The organism is Bradyrhizobium sp. LA6.8, assembly GCF_040547935.1.
In the GTDB taxonomy this organism is placed as follows: Bacteria; Pseudomonadota; Alphaproteobacteria; order Rhizobiales; family Xanthobacteraceae; genus Bradyrhizobium; species Bradyrhizobium barranii.
Genome location: NZ_JBEPQQ010000002.1, coordinates 1,205,335 through 1,221,980 on the forward strand (window position 1 = coordinate 1,205,335; position 16,646 = coordinate 1,221,980).

Genomic DNA, 16,646 nt, shown 5'->3' on the forward strand with positions numbered 1-16,646 from the left:
TGCTAACGCGTTGATCTGGATCAACCCGTCGACTTGACCGGATGTCGCGGCGCGGCCAACGGACCGTGCCGCGGCGCTCCGTGCGCGCGAGAGAAGCAAGCGGCAACGATCGTTACCCAAAAGCGAAGATGCTTTGCGGCTCGGGGGTGAGGCCGCATACATCTTCTCTTGCCTCGGAAATGCCCGCGACCTACTACCAGTAGTAGCGGGCGCCGCAACATCCATCGCTGCTACGTGGCGGGAGCTACATATGAGGCGAATCCGAATCATTCATAAGACCGAATATTTTTACAATCAGCCGGTCACCTTCGGCACTCATCGAGCCATGATGCGGCCTCGCGAGGGACATGACGTCCACATCGTGAGAGGGTCGGTCGATATCGAGCCGAACGCTGAAGTTCGCTGGTTGCGCGACAATTACGACAATGCCATCGCAGTCGTGACCTTTTTGGAATTATCCGACACGCTCAGGATCGCAAGCGAGGTCGACGTCGACCTTTATCACGACGACCCCATTGAATGGCGGATTGCGCCATTCGCCAGTTCATTTCCCTTCCAATATCCCCCGGAGGAGCAACTTGAGCTGACGGTGTATCGTCTCCCGAGCTATCTCTACGACGCGACCGCCCTGCTCGAATGGTTGCGCGATCTCTACAAACCCGGCCAGTTGATCGGCACGCTGGACCTTCTGAACAATTTGAATACTCACATCTACCGATCGTTCAAATACGTTTCCCGCGAGGCTCACGGGGTTCAATCACCCAACGAAACGCTGCGGCTCGGCAGCGGGACCTGTCGTGACTATGCCGTGTTCATGATGGAAGCTGCCCGCTACTGGGGATTTGGTGCGCGCTTTGTCACCGGCTACATCCAGATGGCCGAGGGACAACACGGCGCCACGCACGCCTGGACCGAGATCTATATCCCCGGAGCCGGGTGGCGCGGCTATGATCCCACCAACAACAAGATCGTCGGCAGTGAACACATACCCGTCGCCGTGACGCGCGAACAGGAAAGGGCCTCTCCGCTTTCCGGGACGTGGGATGGTCCGGCGGATGCATTCAGCCGGATGAACGTCTCGGTGCAAGTCATATCAATACCAGCATCGCCATGATCGTAGTCCACGGTCGATCACGGCAAGCGCGGGTTGGCGGCCAGTCGGTGTGTCCTTGATCCCTCGCCCGTCTTGTCATCATCATTTGAATTGAAGTCGGCGACTTCCATGGCAGGCATCCATGTTTGATCCGACGATTGTCTTGGTCCTTCTCGGGGCTGCGATCCTGATGTTCGCGATCAACAGGCCGCGCCTGGATGTGGTCGCACTGATCATGCTCCTTGCGCTCCCCTTCACCGGTGTCCTCACCATGAGCGAAGCATTGGCAGGTTTCAGCGATCCGAACATTGTGCTAACGTCGGCAACCCGAACCTCTCGGTCTGGATCGATGAGTACAAACTCGCGGACCGCGAATAACGGCTGCGCGTGACGGAACAATCGTCTCTCGCCGGCATGACCATTGAAGCCCTGGACCTTCGCGGCTCGGCCGGAGCAAGCATTGTGGCCGTGGAACGCAGCCGCAGATTTGGTCACCATCAGCCTGCCCCGCCGAGTCCAAGCAGGTTCTCCAGGTGCCGGGCAAGGCGCCGCAGGCGGTGATTTGCCTGGCGCCCGTCGTTTGATGGTCAGCGGCCTGATCCCGAATGTGCAGGCCGCCCTGATCGGATGCATGCTGATGGGCGCACTGGGCTGTATCGACATTACCAGCGCTTACCGTTCGGTCGACTGGAAGACCATTGTCCTCATTGTTGGAATGTTGCCGTTCTCAGTCGCCCTGGAGAGAACCGGCGGGGTCGAACTGGCGGCTGATGGGCTAAGAGCCATCACCAGCGGCGCCGGCCATCACGTCATGCTCGCCACGCTCTTTGCCATGACGGCGCTGCTCGGGATGTTTATCTCGAATACCGCGACGGCAGTATTGATGGCCCCCGTCGCCATCGCTGTCGCGAACGAAATGCATGCCTCGCCGTATCCGTTTGCAATGACGGTGGCCCTGGCTGCTTCGACGGCTTTCATGACGCCTGTGTCGTCGCCGGTCAACACGTTGGTGGTCGCCCCCGGGCATTATACGTTCGGGGACTTTGTGCGCGTCGGCGTACCGTTTTCCGTGGTCGTTTTGATCGTCTGCGTCTTGCTCGTGCCCTGGCTGTTGCCGCTCTGAACCGGGCAACGTCCTGAATTTTTTAAACGTGATTTGCTTCGCGATCTCGTCGGTCGCCGAGAACGAGGAGCACGATGGGCGCCAACGGCCCGACGCAGAACGCTATCCAAAACCAGAGCTTGCGCGATCTGCCACGCTCCCGGGCCATCTCGGCGGCAAGAGGCATTGACGCAAAGAAAACGATGAAAATGAAAATCGACAACGGGTCCATCTGATCGTCTCCGACTGCCATCGCAACCATAACACGGAGCCGGCCTCGGATGCCGGAGCTCAGCGAAAAGTGACAGCGCCTCGACGGCGACGACGAGTTTTCCGCTCTTTCGCTTTTGGGAGATCAATGGGGGAAGTTGGCGGGCCGGGACCACCGGCGCAATTTTGGATTGTGCCCGCGCAAGGGCGGTGCGAGAGTCTGATCTCGAACGGGGAAACGCGGATTGTGAACGCGATGGGGCTCACGGCCATCGATCTCGGACTTCGCGGCGCCGCGTGCGGCGTGTTCCTGCTGATCGTGCTCGCGGCGCTCCAGCGCCGCCTCGCCAATCAGCACGCCTTGCTGGGCATCGCGATGTGCGCAGGCGGCATATTCTATGCGATCGTGACCGCGCCCAACTTCCCCAAAACGGCCTGGTGGTGGACGCTGCCGATCCTGTCCGCGCAGCCGGCCGTCTTCTGGCTGTGGGCGCGCGCGGCGTTCGACGACGATTTCGTGCTCAAGCGGTGGCACGGCGCCCTGTGGCTGAGCATCGTGGCCTATGGGTTTGCGATCACGCTGGGCTGGGCGCACTGGCCCGCTCTGGCTGGTGCAGCCGGTCGAGTCCTGGCATTGGGCACCCTGGTGCTGGCCCTCGCTGCCGCGGTTCAGACGGTCAAGACCTGGCGGGCCGATCTGGTCGCGCGGCGCCGCCGATTGCGGCTGGCGATGCTTGCGATCAATATCGTGCTCATCGCGGCCGTCGGCGCCGCCGGCTTCGCCGCAATTCCCGTCGCGGTTCCCGGCGCGCCCGGCAGTCTCCCGACCGCGCTCGGCCTGTTCGTGGTGGCCATGCTCGCCGGATTGGGAGCCTTCGCCACGCAGCCGGCCGAGCCCGTCAATGACGCCACGGCAGCCATTGCATCCAGCGACGCGCGCGAGGCCGATCGTGGTCCTGTGGGCCGGGTCATCGTCGATCCCCGGATCGCCGTCGATCCGATTCTGCTCAGGCGTCTCGACCATCTGATGACCGTGGAGCGAACCTATCGGCAGGAAGGTCTTGCGATCGGGGCGCTCGCCGCACGGTTAGAGGTTCCCGAGCATCGGCTGCGCCAGGCCATCAACGAAGGGCTGGGCTATCGGAACTTCAATGCGTTCCTGAACCGCTACCGCATCGAGGATGCCAGGCTGGCGCTGTCCGACGCGACGCAGCGGGAGGTTCCGGTGCTGACCATCGCCATGGATGCGGGCTTCCAGTCGATCGGACCTTTCAACCGCGCATTCAAGGCCGAGACCGGCGTAACTCCGACCGAATTCCGGCGCGAGGCGCTGAGCCGGCCGCAAACGGCGCCGGATGCCGACCGCTATTTGGAAATCGGCCAGCTGCGCCGAGAAATCGGCTAGCCGATTATAGGATTGGGCAAGAGAGCCCTGACATGATCGGGCAGATTGCCGGAAACAAGCCTTTCACCAGCAAGCCGAGTCCGTCCATGTCCCGATCGACCGCCATCGCCCCTGCATCGGAACGGCTGCACGCGCTCGATGCGGTCAGGGGCTTTGCCCTGCTGCTCGGCATCGTCCTGCACGCGACCTTGTCGTTCGTGCCGGCCCCGACCAGGATCTGGATCATCCAGGACACCCATCAAAGCCTGGCCCTGGGCCTGCTGTTCTTCGTCATCCACGTCTTCCGGATGACGACCTTCTTCCTGATGGCGGGTTTCTTCGCTCGCATGAGCTTTCATCGCCGGGGAATCTGGGGCTTCGTCACGGACAGGTTGCAGAGGATCGGACTGCCGCTAGTGGTCGGCTGGCCGATCGTGTTTACGCCGATGGCCCTGGTGGTCATATGGGCCGCGGGCTTTCCGAACGGCGGCCCGATCCCCGGCGCACCTCGCTGGCCGCCGGTGCTGCCGAATTTCCCGCTGACCCATCTCTGGTTTCTCTATGTGCTGCTGGAGCTATATGTCGCCATGCTCCTGCTGCGCGGCGCAATTGTCTGGCTCGATGTATCAGGCACGCTGCGAACGGTTGTCGACCGCCTCTTTGCGCAGATTATGCAAAATCCGCTGGCGCCCCTGGTTCTGGCGATCCCGATCGGCATCGCTTTCTGCCTCGATCAAAGATGGATCAATGTGATGGGCGTGAGGACGCCGGATCAATCGCTCGTCACGAACCTCCAGGCGTGGGTCGGCTTCGGCACTGCCTTCGGCTTCGGTTGGTTGCTGCATCGGCAGACCGATCTACTGCGGATTTTGGAGCGACGCTGGTTGTGGAATCTTCTGACGGCGCTCGGCCTCATTCTGATCAGTTTCGTGCTTGTCGGGGTGATGATGTCCGTGCCGGGTGCGCCGAAACTGCCGGTCAGCTTCGCCACGCTCAGGCTTGTCTCCGCCATCCTGTATGCACCGGCGATATGGATCTCGACCTTCGCGGTCCTCGGCCTCGCACTTCGCTTCATGTCGGGCTTCAGCCCGACCCGGCGCTACCTCGCCGATGCGTCCTACTGGCTCTATCTGATCCACATGCCGATCGTGATGGCGCTGCAGGTCGCGCTGTCGCAGCTCGACTGGCCCGGGCTGGTCAAGTTCGCGATCATTCTCGTCGTCGCGATCCCGCCGATGCTGGCGAGCTATCATCTGATGGTACGCTTCACCTTCATCGGCGCGGTCCTGAATGGCCGACGCGCACGACGCGAAGCGGCGCCTGCCGCCGCGGTCACAGGCCCCGCCGTGCCATAACGCGAAGTGCGGGGTCATTCTCCCGCACGGCGGAATTGCGACCGCGTAGACAGCGCCTCCCCGCTCACTAAGATGAGCGCAACAAGAATAAGCGGGAGAGGCGTCATGAAGTTCGGCATCTTCTATGAGCTGCAGCTGCCACGGCCCTGGGTGGCCGGCGACGAGCTGAAGCTCTACCAGAACGCGCTCTCGCAGATGGAACTTGCCGATAGGCTCGGTTACGACCACGCCTGGGTCGTCGAGCATCACTTCCTCGAAGAGTACTCGCACTCGCCTTCGCCGGAATCGTTCCTCGCCGCCGCGAGCCAGCGCACGAAAAACATCAGGCTCGGCCACGGCATCCTCCAGCTCACGACGAACCACCCGGCGCGCGTCGCCGAGCGCGTCGCGGTGCTCGATCTGCTCTCCAACGGCCGCTGCGAATTCGGCATGGGCGAAAGTGCCTCGATCACCGAGCTGACGCCGTTCGGCCGCGACATGGAGACCAAGAAGGAGGTCTTTGAGGAGGCGGTGCAGGCGATCTTCCCGATGTTCAAGGATGCAGGGAGCGAGCACCACGGCAAATATTTCGACATTCCCTTGCGCAATGTCGTGCCGAAGCCGGTGCAGAAGCCGCATCCGCCGCTGTGGATGGCGTGCTCGCAACTGCCGACCATCGAACGCGCCGGCCGCCACGGCTTTGGCGCGCTGGGCTTCCAGTTCGTCAGCGCGGATGCCGCGCATGCCTGGGTGCACGCCTATTACAACGCGATGACCAAGCGGTTGCACAAGCTCGCCGACTACGAGATCAACCCGAACATGGCGCTGGTGTCGTTCTTCATGTGCGCCAAGACGGATGAGGAGGCGCGTGCGCGCGCCGACGGCGCCACCTTCTTCCAGTTCGCGCTGCGCTTCTACGGCGCCTCGCAGAACCGCCAGCGTCCCGCGCCCTACACCGTCAACATGTGGGACGAGTACAACAAGTGGAAGCGCGACAATCCGGAGGCGCAGGAGGCGGCGCTGCGCGGCGGCCTGATCGGCTCGCCCGAGACCATTCGCAAGAAGCTGAAGCGCTTCCAGTCCTCCCATATCGACCAGGTCATCCTGCTCAACCAGGCCGGCAAGAACAGCCACGAGCACATCTGCGAATCGCTGGAGCTGTTCGGCCGCGAGGTGATGCCGGAGTTCCAGAACGATCCGGCCCAGGCGGCGTGGAAGCAGGGCGTCATGAGTGGTGAGATCAAGCTGGAGGAGATCGACACCGAGGCGTTTACGGATCGCTACGGCAAGCTCGCGATCAACGTCGCGCCGGCGAAGGCCGCCGCGGGGTAGGGGAGCTGCATCCGGCATGGGCCCCGGCTCAGCAGCGCCATAGCGCGTCGAAGACGCGCGTAAACGCGCTTATGTCACGCTGCGCTGCGTCCGGGGCACGAGACCATCCTCTGCATCGACTAGCAACACTCTCGTGTCCCGGACGCGCTGCGACGCGTAGCGTTGCTGCGCAGAGCCGGGACCCAGAAGCGGCATAAGCCGCCGTCTCCGACTTTCGGTCGAACCTGGCTGCTGATATCTTCCGCCAAAAGAGCTTTTGCGGAGGAAACCAATGCGGCCCCACGGCATGGCCTCAACTCCAGCGGCGAACGACATCGCGCCGGCGGTGCTCGCCATCGGCCGACCTGATTTCCCGAATGTCCTGATCGACACGTTGCGCCGGCAGGCCGGCGTCGGCCATTGCATGGTGTTCGCGCTGACGCGCACCGGCGCGGCGAGCTGTCTGCTCGATGCCGGCAACATCCCGATCGGCAGCGATCTCGGCGCGGCCTATGCCGGGCAGTTCCACGAATTCGATCCCAATCGTGATGCGCTGTTCGAAGGCGAGGGCAGCGCGCCGATCATGCTGCCGTCGTTCGCGCCGCGCATGTATGGCGCGCGCTACCGGAAAATCTTCTTCAACGACTCTGACATCGTCGACAAATATGCGACGGCGATCTGGGTCGGCGACACCTGCTTCTATGTCAATTTCTACCGCATTACGGCCCAGGGCCGCTTTGGCGACGCTGAGCGTGCGCGTCTTCAGACCATTGCGCCTGCGATCGGTGCCAGCGTTGCGCGTCATTTCCAGCAGGCGGCCACCGCGACGCCCGACCAGAACCTCGCCGCGTTGTTCGCAACGCGCGCGCCCCTCTCCGCGCTGACGCCGCGCGAGCAGGAGGTCTGCCGCCGCATCCTGCTCGGCTTCAGCTCCGAGGCGATCTCGCAGGCGCTCGGCATCAGCCTGCATTCGACCCTGACCTACCGCAAGCGCGCCTATGAGCGGCTCGGCATCTCCTCGCAGAACGAATTATTTTCGATCGTGCTGGGCTTGCTCTCGGGGCCGGGCCACCTGAACTAAAGGGGACTCTAGATCCGCGATATCTGCTTCCGAGAGCAAAGCCGACGCGCAGCCGGCCCTCCGGGGTCGTCGCCTTTTGACCCAAGGCCGACATCCGCGGCGCGAATCCTCTTCAAGGATACTTACGCTTTCCCAAGTCGGATATGGTGTTGACCAGAATCAAGGGGGCAAAGGTGCAATTTCCAATGAGGCAAATCATACTCTTAATAGTCGCTGTTTTGTCGTTCTCATCTGCGCGTGCTGAGATGGTCAAGATACCTTGGCATACTTCAGCGCAGTCCTTGCCTTGGATTCCCGGCAACGAATACATCGACGGCAGGTCGAAAAACTTCATGGACGGCACCGTCGAGGAAAAGGGTAAGGTAAAGGCCGAGGGCGAACTGTCGGCGGACATTATGCGGCCGCAGGGCGCCAAGGGACCAATCCCCTTCGTGATCATGCTGCACGGCTGCGACGGGTTCGGCCGGGTCGAGAGGAAATGGGGGCGTGACTACGGCGGCAGATTGGTCGGAGCAGGCTATGGTGTTCTCCTGCTCGACAGCTTCGGCAGCCGGGGATTGGGACCCGACGGCGTCTGCTCGGATCCCAGCCAGTTGACTTGGGCGCGGCGCCGGGCTGACGATGCGTATGCGGCGCTGGACTGGCTCATCGGACAGAAGATCGCCGATCCCAAGCGGGTCTACGTCCTTGGCCGCAGCAACGGTGCGACCACGACCTTGATCATCATGAACCGGGCGATCGGCGACCTGCACGAGCACATGTTCGCGGGCGGCTTCGCGATGCAGCCGTCCTGTTATTTGATGAAGAACGTCGAGTTCTACGCCCCGGTCCATCTCTTCCTAGCAGAGAAGGACGAGGCGACCAGCCCCATCCTCTGCGGCCAGATGGCCGAGAGCAAGCGGTCGATTCCCGTGAAGACGGTGCTGTGGAAGGGGGCGAACCACAGCTTCGAAGATCACGAGCCAATCCACGTTTTCCATGGCTACCATGTCGGATACAATGCCGCGGCTGCGGAAGGCACCATCAAGGCAATCATTAGTGCGTTGAACGAGGCCAAGAAAGCGGAAAACTGACCGCGCGGAGTCGCACAGCCTGTAGGTCTGCGACGACGGCCGAATGGCGGCGGGTAGATGCGGGAAGTCCGCCTGAACGACTTCCGCTCGTGGCCCGAAGCCGCCGTCAATGAAGGAGCGGAGCGCGTTCGCTCCGCCCGGCGATTCAGACCCCGACGCGTTCCGCGATGAGAAGCGCGTCGTCCGCATCGCAACCTCAATATCAAGCGGTACGGCGCCAATTTTCACGTCGCCGAACAAGAGTTGGGCGTTAACCATCGCCAACGGTTCCAGTCTGAGCGACATCGCTTCGAAGTTTCTTAAATCTTGCCGGGTACCTCTTCCAGGCATGGTGACCTGGGGAACGACATGAGTAAGCGGGCCAAACGTAAGAAGGCAGAGGCCCTCGCAATACCCATGGCCGCGAGAGTTGCAATTGGCGCCGTGGCCGTCGCCGTCGTGGGGTATAGCTTGCTGTCTAGCCCGGCGGACGTGCAACCGATACGAAAACCGTCCGCACAACAGGCCCAGGCGTCGTCAACTCCGGTTTACGTGTCGACTCCAGTTCGTGCATCAGCGCCAGCTCCGGCTGCGATTCCGGTCCCGGCTCCGATTCCGGCCCCGGCGCCTCTGGTCGAACCACCCAAAGCCGACGCTGGCGTTCCCGGAGCGCTTGTCCGGCAGGTGGTTGAATACGCCAGCCGTCAGGCGCCGGGCACCGTGATCATCGATACCGGAAACACATTCCTCTATTTCGTTCTGAACGACAGGCAGGCGATGCGCTACGGCATCGGTGTCGGCCGCGAAGGTTTCACATGGTCCGGTGAACAGACTGTGGCCCGTAAGGCAGAATGGCCGGATTGGCATCCGCCTGTGGAGATGGTCTCGCGTCAGCCTTATCTGCCGCGGTTCATGGCGGGCGGTCCCGGCAATCCGCTCGGCGCCCGGGCGATGTATCTCGGCGAGACCGAATATCGCATTCACGGCACCAACAACCCCGATACGATCGGGAAGAAGGTTTCGTCCGGCTGTATCCGGCTGACCAATGACGACGTCGCGGACCTTTACGAGCGGGTGAAGATCGGAGCGAAAGTGATCGTGCTTCCGGCAAACGCCGCCCGCAGGCCGTCCCAGGGAGCGCCGGCCGACGCCGCTTTCCGGTTGCCGGACCCGGCATCGCCGTCGAAGCGGCCCCTGGCGGCTAACGCGCAGATGTTGTCATCCGGACCGAAGATCGCCGAAGCCCGGTAACTCAGTCCTCGGTCCTCGGTCTGCAACCGAGGATAAGGAGGCAATTCAAGTCGTCGCGTTTAGGTCAGCTGCCGGCCCTAGCTGAGCCGCGGGTATAGCTGATTTACCGACCGATCTTCTTGATGCAAGTGGGTTCGCCGCGCGGGTGAGGTGTGCAATCCCAGTCGGGTCCAAAGCCCGCACTGGCGTTCCGCTGTGGTAGGAAAGGATAGTAAACCACAACTGCCGCAAAGATGGTGACAGCGACAATTACTGACACCATCATCCATGCAATGCCCGCGCGATCCGGACTCCAGTGGAGTCGCCGAATGGATCGATGCTTCCTTGAATTGGGGTGCTTCACCGCCGTACCATCGATGTCGTCTCGCCGATACTTTGCGAATTCAAGCGGTTTCGCCACTTCCACCGACTTGGGATTGTGCTCTGCCAATCCCAAGCTCAAGCGCTGCAGCGATCCGCTCCAAGCCTGCGTTCGTTCTGCGCGTTTCGGCAATCTGCTGCTCATATAGATCAATCATCGTGGCGCCCGACGAAGTGCGTTGGCGCATCACACGCATTGCTAAGGTCGATCCACCCACTATCAGGATGAACGGCCACCAAGAGTACATCGCAAGCAGTATATCGACCACGGTCATCCACAACCTCCTAAAGCAACTCTGATCAGTTCCTGCGGTTTTTCTCGAGAACAGCTGCGATCCTCTCCATCGCAGCGCTCGTCCGATATGTTTCTGTGAGGTGCTGCTCCCGCAACTCGATCATCGATGCCCCGGAAGCTGCGCGTTCCCGGCACAATCGCCCTAACAGGATCCATCCCGCAGGTATCAAGATGACTGGCCACATGTAGTACAGGACAACAGCCCAATCGTATGTTTGCATGCGATTTGCACCAAAGCTTTCGATTATATCGATTGCAACCTAAGCGATAATCGATCAAATCGCACGTGAGGCGCGCGCTCACGATTAATAGATCGTTGCTCGAGGCTATTGGCGGCGGACGGGCGGAATTGCCCTTAACAAATGTCCGCTCGCGCGTTTGTCGATGTCCGCCGTTTTGGGCCATGCGGACCCCGCTATCGCGACCGCGTGTCATCGGACTCGTGACGACACGCCCTGATGGCGTCTGTCCCTATCGCTGGGGACAGACGCCGGCGCCAGATTTCGATAGTCTGGCCTGAAGCATACAAAAGCCCCAGGGGAGACCGCCTTGAGCACCGCGCCGCGCATCGACATCGACCCTGCTTCGTTCTGGGCCGATCCCTATCCGATGCTCGTAAAAATGCGCAAGGAAGCGCCGATCGCCTTCGTGCCGCAGCTCGGCTCGACGCTGCTGACGAGCCGCGACGACATCTCGATCTCCGAGAAGCAGATCGACGTGTTCTCCTCGCACCAGCCCGCCGGCCTGATGAACCGGCTGATGGGCCACAACATGATGCGCAAGGATGGCGAGGCGCATCAAATCGAGCGGCGCGCGATGTTTCCGACGGTGTCTCCGAAGACGGTGAAGGCGCACTGGACCGCGCTGTTCCAGGCCCATGCCGACCGCATCATCGGTGCGATCGAGCCGGGGCGGATCGATTTCATGCGCGACTTCGCGCTGCCGTTTTCCGGCGAATGCCTGAAGTCGATCACCGGCCTCACCAATATCGGCTTCCAGGACATGGATTCGTGGTCGCAAGGCATGATCGAGGGCATCGCGAACTATGGCGGCGATCCCGCGGTCGAGGCGCGCTGTCATGCGGCGACGTCGGGCATTGATGCTGCGATCGACGACATTCTGCCCGTGATGCGCAAGCATCCCGATCAAAGTATCCTCGGCGTACTCCTCGCTGCGGGCATGCCGATGGAGAGCGTGCGCGCAAATGTAAAACTCGCGATCTCTGGCGGCCAGAACGAGCCGCGCAAGGCGATCGCCGGCACGGTGTGGGCGCTGCTCTCCCATCCCGAGCAACTCGATCTCGTGCGCAAGGGTGAGGTGACCTGGCTCGAGGCGTTCGAGGAATACGCCCGCTGGATCTCGCCGATCGGCATGTCGCCACGGCGCATCGCAAAACCGTGGAGCATCCGCGACGTCTCGTTCGAGCTAGATGAGCGCGTGTTCCTGATGTTCGGCTCCGCCAATCGCGACGAGAAGCATTTTGAGCGCGCCGACCAGTTCGACGTGCGGCGTGACACCACCAAGAGCGTCGCTTTCGGCGCCGGTCCGCATTTCTGCGCCGGCGCCTGGGCCTCGCGCGCGATGATCGCGGACGTCGCGCTGCCGACGGTGTTCGCCCGTGCCAAACAGCTCGAGCTGGCCAATGACGAGCCTGTGCGGATCGGCGGCTGGGCGTTCCGGGGGCTGCAAAATTTGCCGGTGAGGTGGTTGCATTAGCTTACAGGGCGCGCCGTCGCCACAAAGACGTTGTCATCGCCCGCGAAGGCGGGCGATCCAGTACGCCGCGGCAGTCGTGTGAAGCATTGGCGTCTCTGGGATACTGGATTCCCCGCTTTCGCGGGGAACGACGGCGAGGTGACGGAAGGAGCCTTGCGTCACACCAACCTCCAGTCGGCGACGATGCCATCATGCTCCTGTTTTGCCCGACGTGTCAAACGAACTTCGGATAATACGTAAGTCATTGATCGGGCTATCGTCGGCTACTGTGCATGGGGTTGTTTTCGACATTTTATGTTTGGGCGCTGCGAGCGTCGGCCGGATTCCCGCGGCTGTCACATTCGCGTGCGGAAAAGAATCCCTCTGCATGAGCGCGCCCGCTTGAAAGATTAATCATGCGCTTCGCCACACGCGCAGTGCTTGCATCGCTATTTTCCTTGGCGTCTCGACACCTCCGCTGACCCGCACCATCATTCTTGCAACGCAGGGGAATGACGGCCGCAGGCGGCCGGGAGTCTGGAATGCAGCGTCGTGACTTCTTGAAATTGTCCGCTGGAACCGCAGTCGCGGCGGCGTTCACCTCCCGCGCGAACGCGCAGGGCGCGGTGAAGGAAATTCGTATCGGCTACCAGAAGACAGGCGTGCTGGTTATCACCCGCCAGCAGGCTTCCTTGGAAAAGCATTTCAATCCGCAAGGCATCGACGTGAAATGGGTCGAGTTCTCCTCGGGCCCGCCGATGATGGAGGCGATGAACGTCGGTAGTGTCGACTTCGGTTCGGTCGGCGATTCCCCGCCGGTGTTCGCCCAGGCCGCGGGTGCCGCGATCGTCTATGCCGCCGGCCAACCCATCACCAACGGCCAGGGCATCCTGGTGCCGAAGGATTCGCCGATCCGCTCGATCGCCGACCTGAAGGGCAAGCGTATCGGTTTCACCAAGGGGTCCAGCGCCCACAATGTCGTGGTGCAGACGCTGGAGAAGGCCGGTCTCACCTATGCCGACATCACCCCGGTCTATCTGACGCCGCCCGATGCCGGTCCCGCCTTTGCCAACGGCAGCATCGAGGCCTGGGCGATCTGGGATCCCTATTTCGCGATCGGTGAGACCAAGCAGGGCGGCCGCATCCTGATCAATGCACGCGAAGTCACCAAGACCAACTCCTTTTACATCGCCAACCGCGAGTTCGCGAAGACCCACGGCTCCATCCTGCAGCAGATCGTCGACGTAACGACCGCGACCGGCAAATGGGCCGAACAGCACCGCGGTGAGGTCGCCAAATGGCTCGCCGCCGTCACCGGCGTCCCGCTCGACATCCAGGCCGTCGCGGCCGAGCGCGCGAACTTCGTGGTCGGCCCCGTCACCGACGACATCGTCGTGACCCAACAGGGCGTCGCCGACCGCTTCTACAAGCTCGGCCTGATCCCGAAGCCGGTCGTCATTCGCGACATCGTCTGGCGCAGCGCGGCGACCTGATCGTGCCGACCAGCCTTCCCATCCAAAAGGGTTTGAACATGAGGCGTATCATTCAGCGTCTGATCGCGGCCATCGTGCTGTCGATCGGCATCGTCGCCGCTGCGGTCGGCACGTCCTACGGCCAGGACAAACAGGACAAGGTGGTCCGCATCGGCTACCAGAAATACGGCAAGCTGGTGCTGCTCAAGAGCAAGGGCACGCTGGAGCCGAAGCTCGCCGCCGACGGCTACAAGGTGGTGTGGACCGAATTCCCGTCGGGCCCGCCGCTGCTCGAAGCGCTCAATGTCGGCGCGATCGATTTCGGCAACACCGGCGAGGCCCCGCCGATCTTCGCGCAGGCCGCCGGCGCGCCGATCCAGTACGTCGCCTACGAGCCGCCGGCGCCGAAGGGCGAGGCGATCCTGGTGCCGAAGGACAGCCCGCTGAAATCGGTCGCCGATCTCAAGGGCAAGAAGGTCGCGCTCAACAAGGGCTCCAACGTTCACTATCTCCTGGTCAAGGCGCTGGAGAAGGCGGGTGTCAAATATTCCGAGATCGAGCCGGTGTTCCTGGCGCCGGCCGATGCGCGCGCCGCTTTCGAGCGCGGCGCGGTCGATGCCTGGGTGATCTGGGATCCGTTCCAGGCCGCGGCGGAAGCCGCCACCGGCGCGCGCACGCTCGCCGACGGCACCGGCATCGTCGCCAACTACCAGTTCTATTTCGCCTCGAAGAAATTCCTCGAAGCCAACCCGAAGATCGTCGACGCCGTGCTGGCTGAGCTGAGTTCGGTCGACGATTGGGCCAAGGGCGACATCCATGCGGTTGCCGAGCAGCTGGCTCCGGCGATCGGCCTGTCTGTCCCCGTGGTCGAGGTGGCGCTGAAGCGGCAGGCCTATGGCATCAGGCCGATCACCGATGCCGTCATCGCCGATCAGCAGCAGGTTGCGGATGCGTTCTTCGCGCTCAACCTGATCCCCAAATCCATCAAGGTTTCCGACGTGGCCCGGAAACCAGGATCGTGAGCAAGCACATGAGTAAACAGTCCAACGCTAACATCCTCTGGTTCCTGCCGACCCATGGCGACGGCCGCTATCTCGGCACCGGCATCGGCGGCCGTGAGGTCAACTTCAACTATCTGCGCCAGATCGCGCAGGCCGCCGACCAGCTCGGTTATTACGGCGTGCTGCTGCCGACCGGACGATCTTGCGAGGATTCCTGGATCGTCGCCTCATCGGTTGCGCCGTTCACCGAGCGGCTGCGCTATCTCGTGGCTGTCCGCCCCGGCCTGCAATCGCCGAGCGTGGCGGCGCGGATGACCGCGACGCTCGACCGCGTCACCAACGGCCGGCTGCTCGTCAACGTCGTCACCGGCGGCGATCCCGTAGAGAACAAGGGCGACGGCATCTTCCTCGGCCATGACGAGCGCTACGAGGTCACCCGCGAGTTCCTCAGCGTCTATAGCGACCTGCTCGCCGGCAGGACCGTCAATGTCGAGGGCAAGCACATCCATGTCGAGGGTGGCAAGCTGCTGTTTCCGCCGGTGCAGTCGCCGCGGCCGCCACTCTATTTCGGCGGTTCGTCCGATGCCGGCATCGACGTCGCCGTCGACGCTGTCGACAAATATCTCACCTGGGGTGAGCCGCCGGCTCTGGTTGCCGAGAAAATCGCGAAGGTGAGGGAGGTCGCAGCTGCGCGCGGCCGCAAGCTCTCCTTCGGCATTCGTCTTCACGTGATCGTCCGCGAGACCAATGAAGAGGCCTGGCGCGCCGCGAACGAGTTGATCAAGCATGTCAGCGACGACACCATCGCGCTGGCGCAGAAGAACTTTGCCCGCATGGACTCGGTCGGCCAGCAGCGCATGGCGCAGCTCCACGGCGGCAAGCGCGACAAGCTCGAGATCGCCCCGAACCTGTGGGCCGGTGTCGGTCTCGTGCGCGGTGGCGCCGGCACGGCGCTGGTCGGCGACGCCCAGACGGTCGCGGCCCGCATCAGGGAGTATCAGGACATCGGCATCGATACCTTCATCATGTCGGGCTATCCGCATCTGGAGGAAGCCTATCGCTTCGCCGAGCTGGTGTTCCCGCTGCTCTCGCTGGAGCAGCCGAGCAACGTGACCAAGTTGCACTTCAACGGCGGTCCCTTTGGGGAGACCGTCGGCAGCGATTACCGTCCGCAGCAGCGAGTGTCCGAGTCATGAGCCTGATTGACAGCGTTTCACTTCCGCGCAGCTTCCGCCTGCCGCGGGTCGACGGCCTGATCCAGTGGATCGTGCCGCTCGCCATCATCGCGGTCTGGCAGGTCGCGAGCGTCACCGGCTTCGTGCCGGTTCGCGTGCTGCCGGCGCCGAGCGACGTCGTGCTCGCGGGCTGGAAGCTGCTGCTCTCCGGCGAGCTCGTCCGCAACATCTGGGTGTCGTTCTGGCGCGCCTCGATCGGCTTCCTGATCGGCGGCGGCATCGGTTTCGCGTTCGGTCTCGCCAACGGCCTGTCGCAGCTCTCGGCCAAGCTCACCGACACCACGTTGCAGATGGTGCGCAACGTGCCGCATCTGGCGCTGATCCCGCTGGTCATTCTGTGGTTCGGCATCGACGAGAGCGCAAAACTGTTCCTGGTGGCGCTCGGCGTCTTCTTCCCGATCTACCTCAACACGCTGCACGGCATCCGCACCGTCGATCCGCAGCTGATCGAGATGGGCCGCATCTACGGCATGACCGACAGTGAGCTGTTCCGCCGCGTGATCTTCCCCGGCGCGTTGCCCTCGATCTTCGTCGGCATCCGCTTTGCGCTCGGCATCATGTGGCTCACCCTGATCGTCGCCGAGACCATCGCGGCGTCTTCAGGCCTCGGCTACATGGCGATGCAGGCGCGCGAGTTCATGCTGATCGACGTCGTCGTGCTCTCGATCCTGATCTACGCCCTGCTCGGCAAGCTCGCCGACAGCGCCTCCCGCGTGCTGGAGCGCCTGACGCTCTCCTGGCACCCCGCCTTCCAGAAACGCTGAGCAGAA

The 16,646-nt window shown here is 62.6% G+C and carries 17 protein-coding genes; 15 read left to right on the forward strand and 2 right to left on the reverse strand.

Annotated elements, in window-relative coordinates:
* Window positions 1-250: 250 nt before the first annotated feature.
* The 8 genes from ABIA90_RS12800 (at window position 251) to ABIA90_RS12835 (ending at window position 7,515) form a co-directional block, all read left to right on the forward strand.
* Window positions 251-1,114 (forward strand): transglutaminase family protein, encoded by an 864-nt coding sequence (locus tag ABIA90_RS12800; RefSeq protein ID WP_208084694.1) that lies wholly within the window; start codon window positions 251-253, stop codon window positions 1,112-1,114.
* 121 nt (window positions 1,115-1,235) lie between these two features.
* Window positions 1,236-1,484, forward strand: coding sequence for a hypothetical protein (locus ABIA90_RS12805; RefSeq protein ID WP_166080580.1), 249 nt, complete (start codon window positions 1,236-1,238; stop codon window positions 1,482-1,484).
* A gap of 30 nt (window positions 1,485-1,514) precedes the next feature.
* The gene (locus ABIA90_RS12810; protein WP_354120117.1) at window positions 1,515-2,216 is read left to right on the forward strand and encodes an SLC13 family permease; all 702 of its coding nucleotides are present in this window, start codon (window positions 1,515-1,517) and stop codon (window positions 2,214-2,216) included.
* Between the two features lie 74 nt (window positions 2,217-2,290).
* The gene (locus ABIA90_RS12815; RefSeq protein ID WP_247302482.1) at window positions 2,291-2,431 is read left to right on the forward strand and encodes a hypothetical protein; all 141 of its coding nucleotides are present in this window, start codon (window positions 2,291-2,293) and stop codon (window positions 2,429-2,431) included.
* 230 nt (window positions 2,432-2,661) lie between these two features.
* On the forward strand, window positions 2,662-3,810 hold the full coding sequence (locus ABIA90_RS12820; protein WP_354120118.1) for an AraC family transcriptional regulator: 1,149 nt from the start codon (window positions 2,662-2,664) through the stop codon (window positions 3,808-3,810).
* An 86-nt stretch (window positions 3,811-3,896) separates the two neighbouring features.
* A complete protein-coding gene (locus ABIA90_RS12825) occupies window positions 3,897-5,144 on the forward strand; it encodes an acyltransferase family protein (RefSeq protein ID WP_354120119.1) in 1,248 nt (415 codons plus the stop codon).
* Window positions 5,145-5,249: 105 nt separating this feature from the next.
* Window positions 5,250-6,455, forward strand: a complete 1,206-nt coding sequence (locus ABIA90_RS12830) for an LLM class flavin-dependent oxidoreductase (RefSeq protein ID WP_354120120.1) — start codon at window positions 5,250-5,252, stop codon at window positions 6,453-6,455.
* A gap of 271 nt (window positions 6,456-6,726) precedes the next feature.
* Window positions 6,727-7,515, forward strand: a complete 789-nt coding sequence (locus ABIA90_RS12835) for a helix-turn-helix transcriptional regulator (protein ID WP_354120121.1) — start codon at window positions 6,727-6,729, stop codon at window positions 7,513-7,515.
* Window positions 7,516-7,627: 112 nt separating this feature from the next.
* On the opposite strand, the gene ABIA90_RS12840 is transcribed toward ABIA90_RS12835, so the two are convergent.
* On the reverse strand, window positions 7,628-7,849 hold the full coding sequence (locus tag ABIA90_RS12840; RefSeq protein ID WP_354120122.1) for a hypothetical protein: 222 nt from the start codon (window positions 7,847-7,849) through the stop codon (window positions 7,628-7,630).
* On the opposite strand from ABIA90_RS12840, the gene ABIA90_RS12845 reads away from it, so the two are divergent.
* Together ABIA90_RS12845 and ABIA90_RS12850 are read left to right on the forward strand one after the other, a co-directional pair.
* Window positions 7,848-8,588 (forward strand): dienelactone hydrolase family protein, encoded by a 741-nt coding sequence (locus ABIA90_RS12845; protein WP_014496561.1) that lies wholly within the window; start codon window positions 7,848-7,850, stop codon window positions 8,586-8,588. The two genes, ABIA90_RS12840 and ABIA90_RS12845, sit on opposite strands and share 2 nt — an antisense overlap.
* Before the next feature lie 348 nt (window positions 8,589-8,936).
* The gene (locus tag ABIA90_RS12850) at window positions 8,937-9,818 is read left to right on the forward strand and encodes a L,D-transpeptidase (protein ID WP_354120123.1); all 882 of its coding nucleotides are present in this window, start codon (window positions 8,937-8,939) and stop codon (window positions 9,816-9,818) included.
* Between the two features lie 383 nt (window positions 9,819-10,201).
* On the opposite strand, the gene ABIA90_RS12855 is transcribed toward ABIA90_RS12850, so the two are convergent.
* Window positions 10,202-10,453, reverse strand: coding sequence for a hypothetical protein (locus tag ABIA90_RS12855; protein WP_354120124.1), 252 nt, complete (start codon window positions 10,451-10,453; stop codon window positions 10,202-10,204).
* Window positions 10,454-11,022: 569 nt separating this feature from the next.
* Here ABIA90_RS12855 and ABIA90_RS12860 point away from each other — a divergent pair.
* From ABIA90_RS12860 to ssuC, 5 genes are all read left to right on the forward strand, one after another.
* On the forward strand, window positions 11,023-12,189 hold the full coding sequence (locus ABIA90_RS12860) for a cytochrome P450 (RefSeq protein ID WP_354120125.1): 1,167 nt from the start codon (window positions 11,023-11,025) through the stop codon (window positions 12,187-12,189).
* Between the two features lie 521 nt (window positions 12,190-12,710).
* Entirely contained in the window at window positions 12,711-13,661 is a 951-nt protein-coding gene (locus ABIA90_RS12865; protein ID WP_354120126.1) for a sulfonate ABC transporter substrate-binding protein, read from the forward strand.
* A 38-nt stretch (window positions 13,662-13,699) separates the two neighbouring features.
* Window positions 13,700-14,662 (forward strand): sulfonate ABC transporter substrate-binding protein, encoded by a 963-nt coding sequence (locus tag ABIA90_RS12870; protein WP_354120127.1) that lies wholly within the window; start codon window positions 13,700-13,702, stop codon window positions 14,660-14,662.
* An 8-nt stretch (window positions 14,663-14,670) separates the two neighbouring features.
* Window positions 14,671-15,837: an FMNH2-dependent alkanesulfonate monooxygenase gene (gene ssuD, locus ABIA90_RS12875; RefSeq protein ID WP_354120128.1), complete on the forward strand. Its 1,167-nt coding sequence runs from the start codon at window positions 14,671-14,673 to the stop codon at window positions 15,835-15,837.
* Window positions 15,834-16,640: an aliphatic sulfonate ABC transporter permease SsuC gene (gene ssuC / locus ABIA90_RS12880; RefSeq protein WP_063981196.1), complete on the forward strand. Its 807-nt coding sequence runs from the start codon at window positions 15,834-15,836 to the stop codon at window positions 16,638-16,640. Before ssuD ends, ssuC begins: the two co-directional genes overlap by 4 nt.
* Window positions 16,641-16,646: the final 6 nt, after the last annotated feature.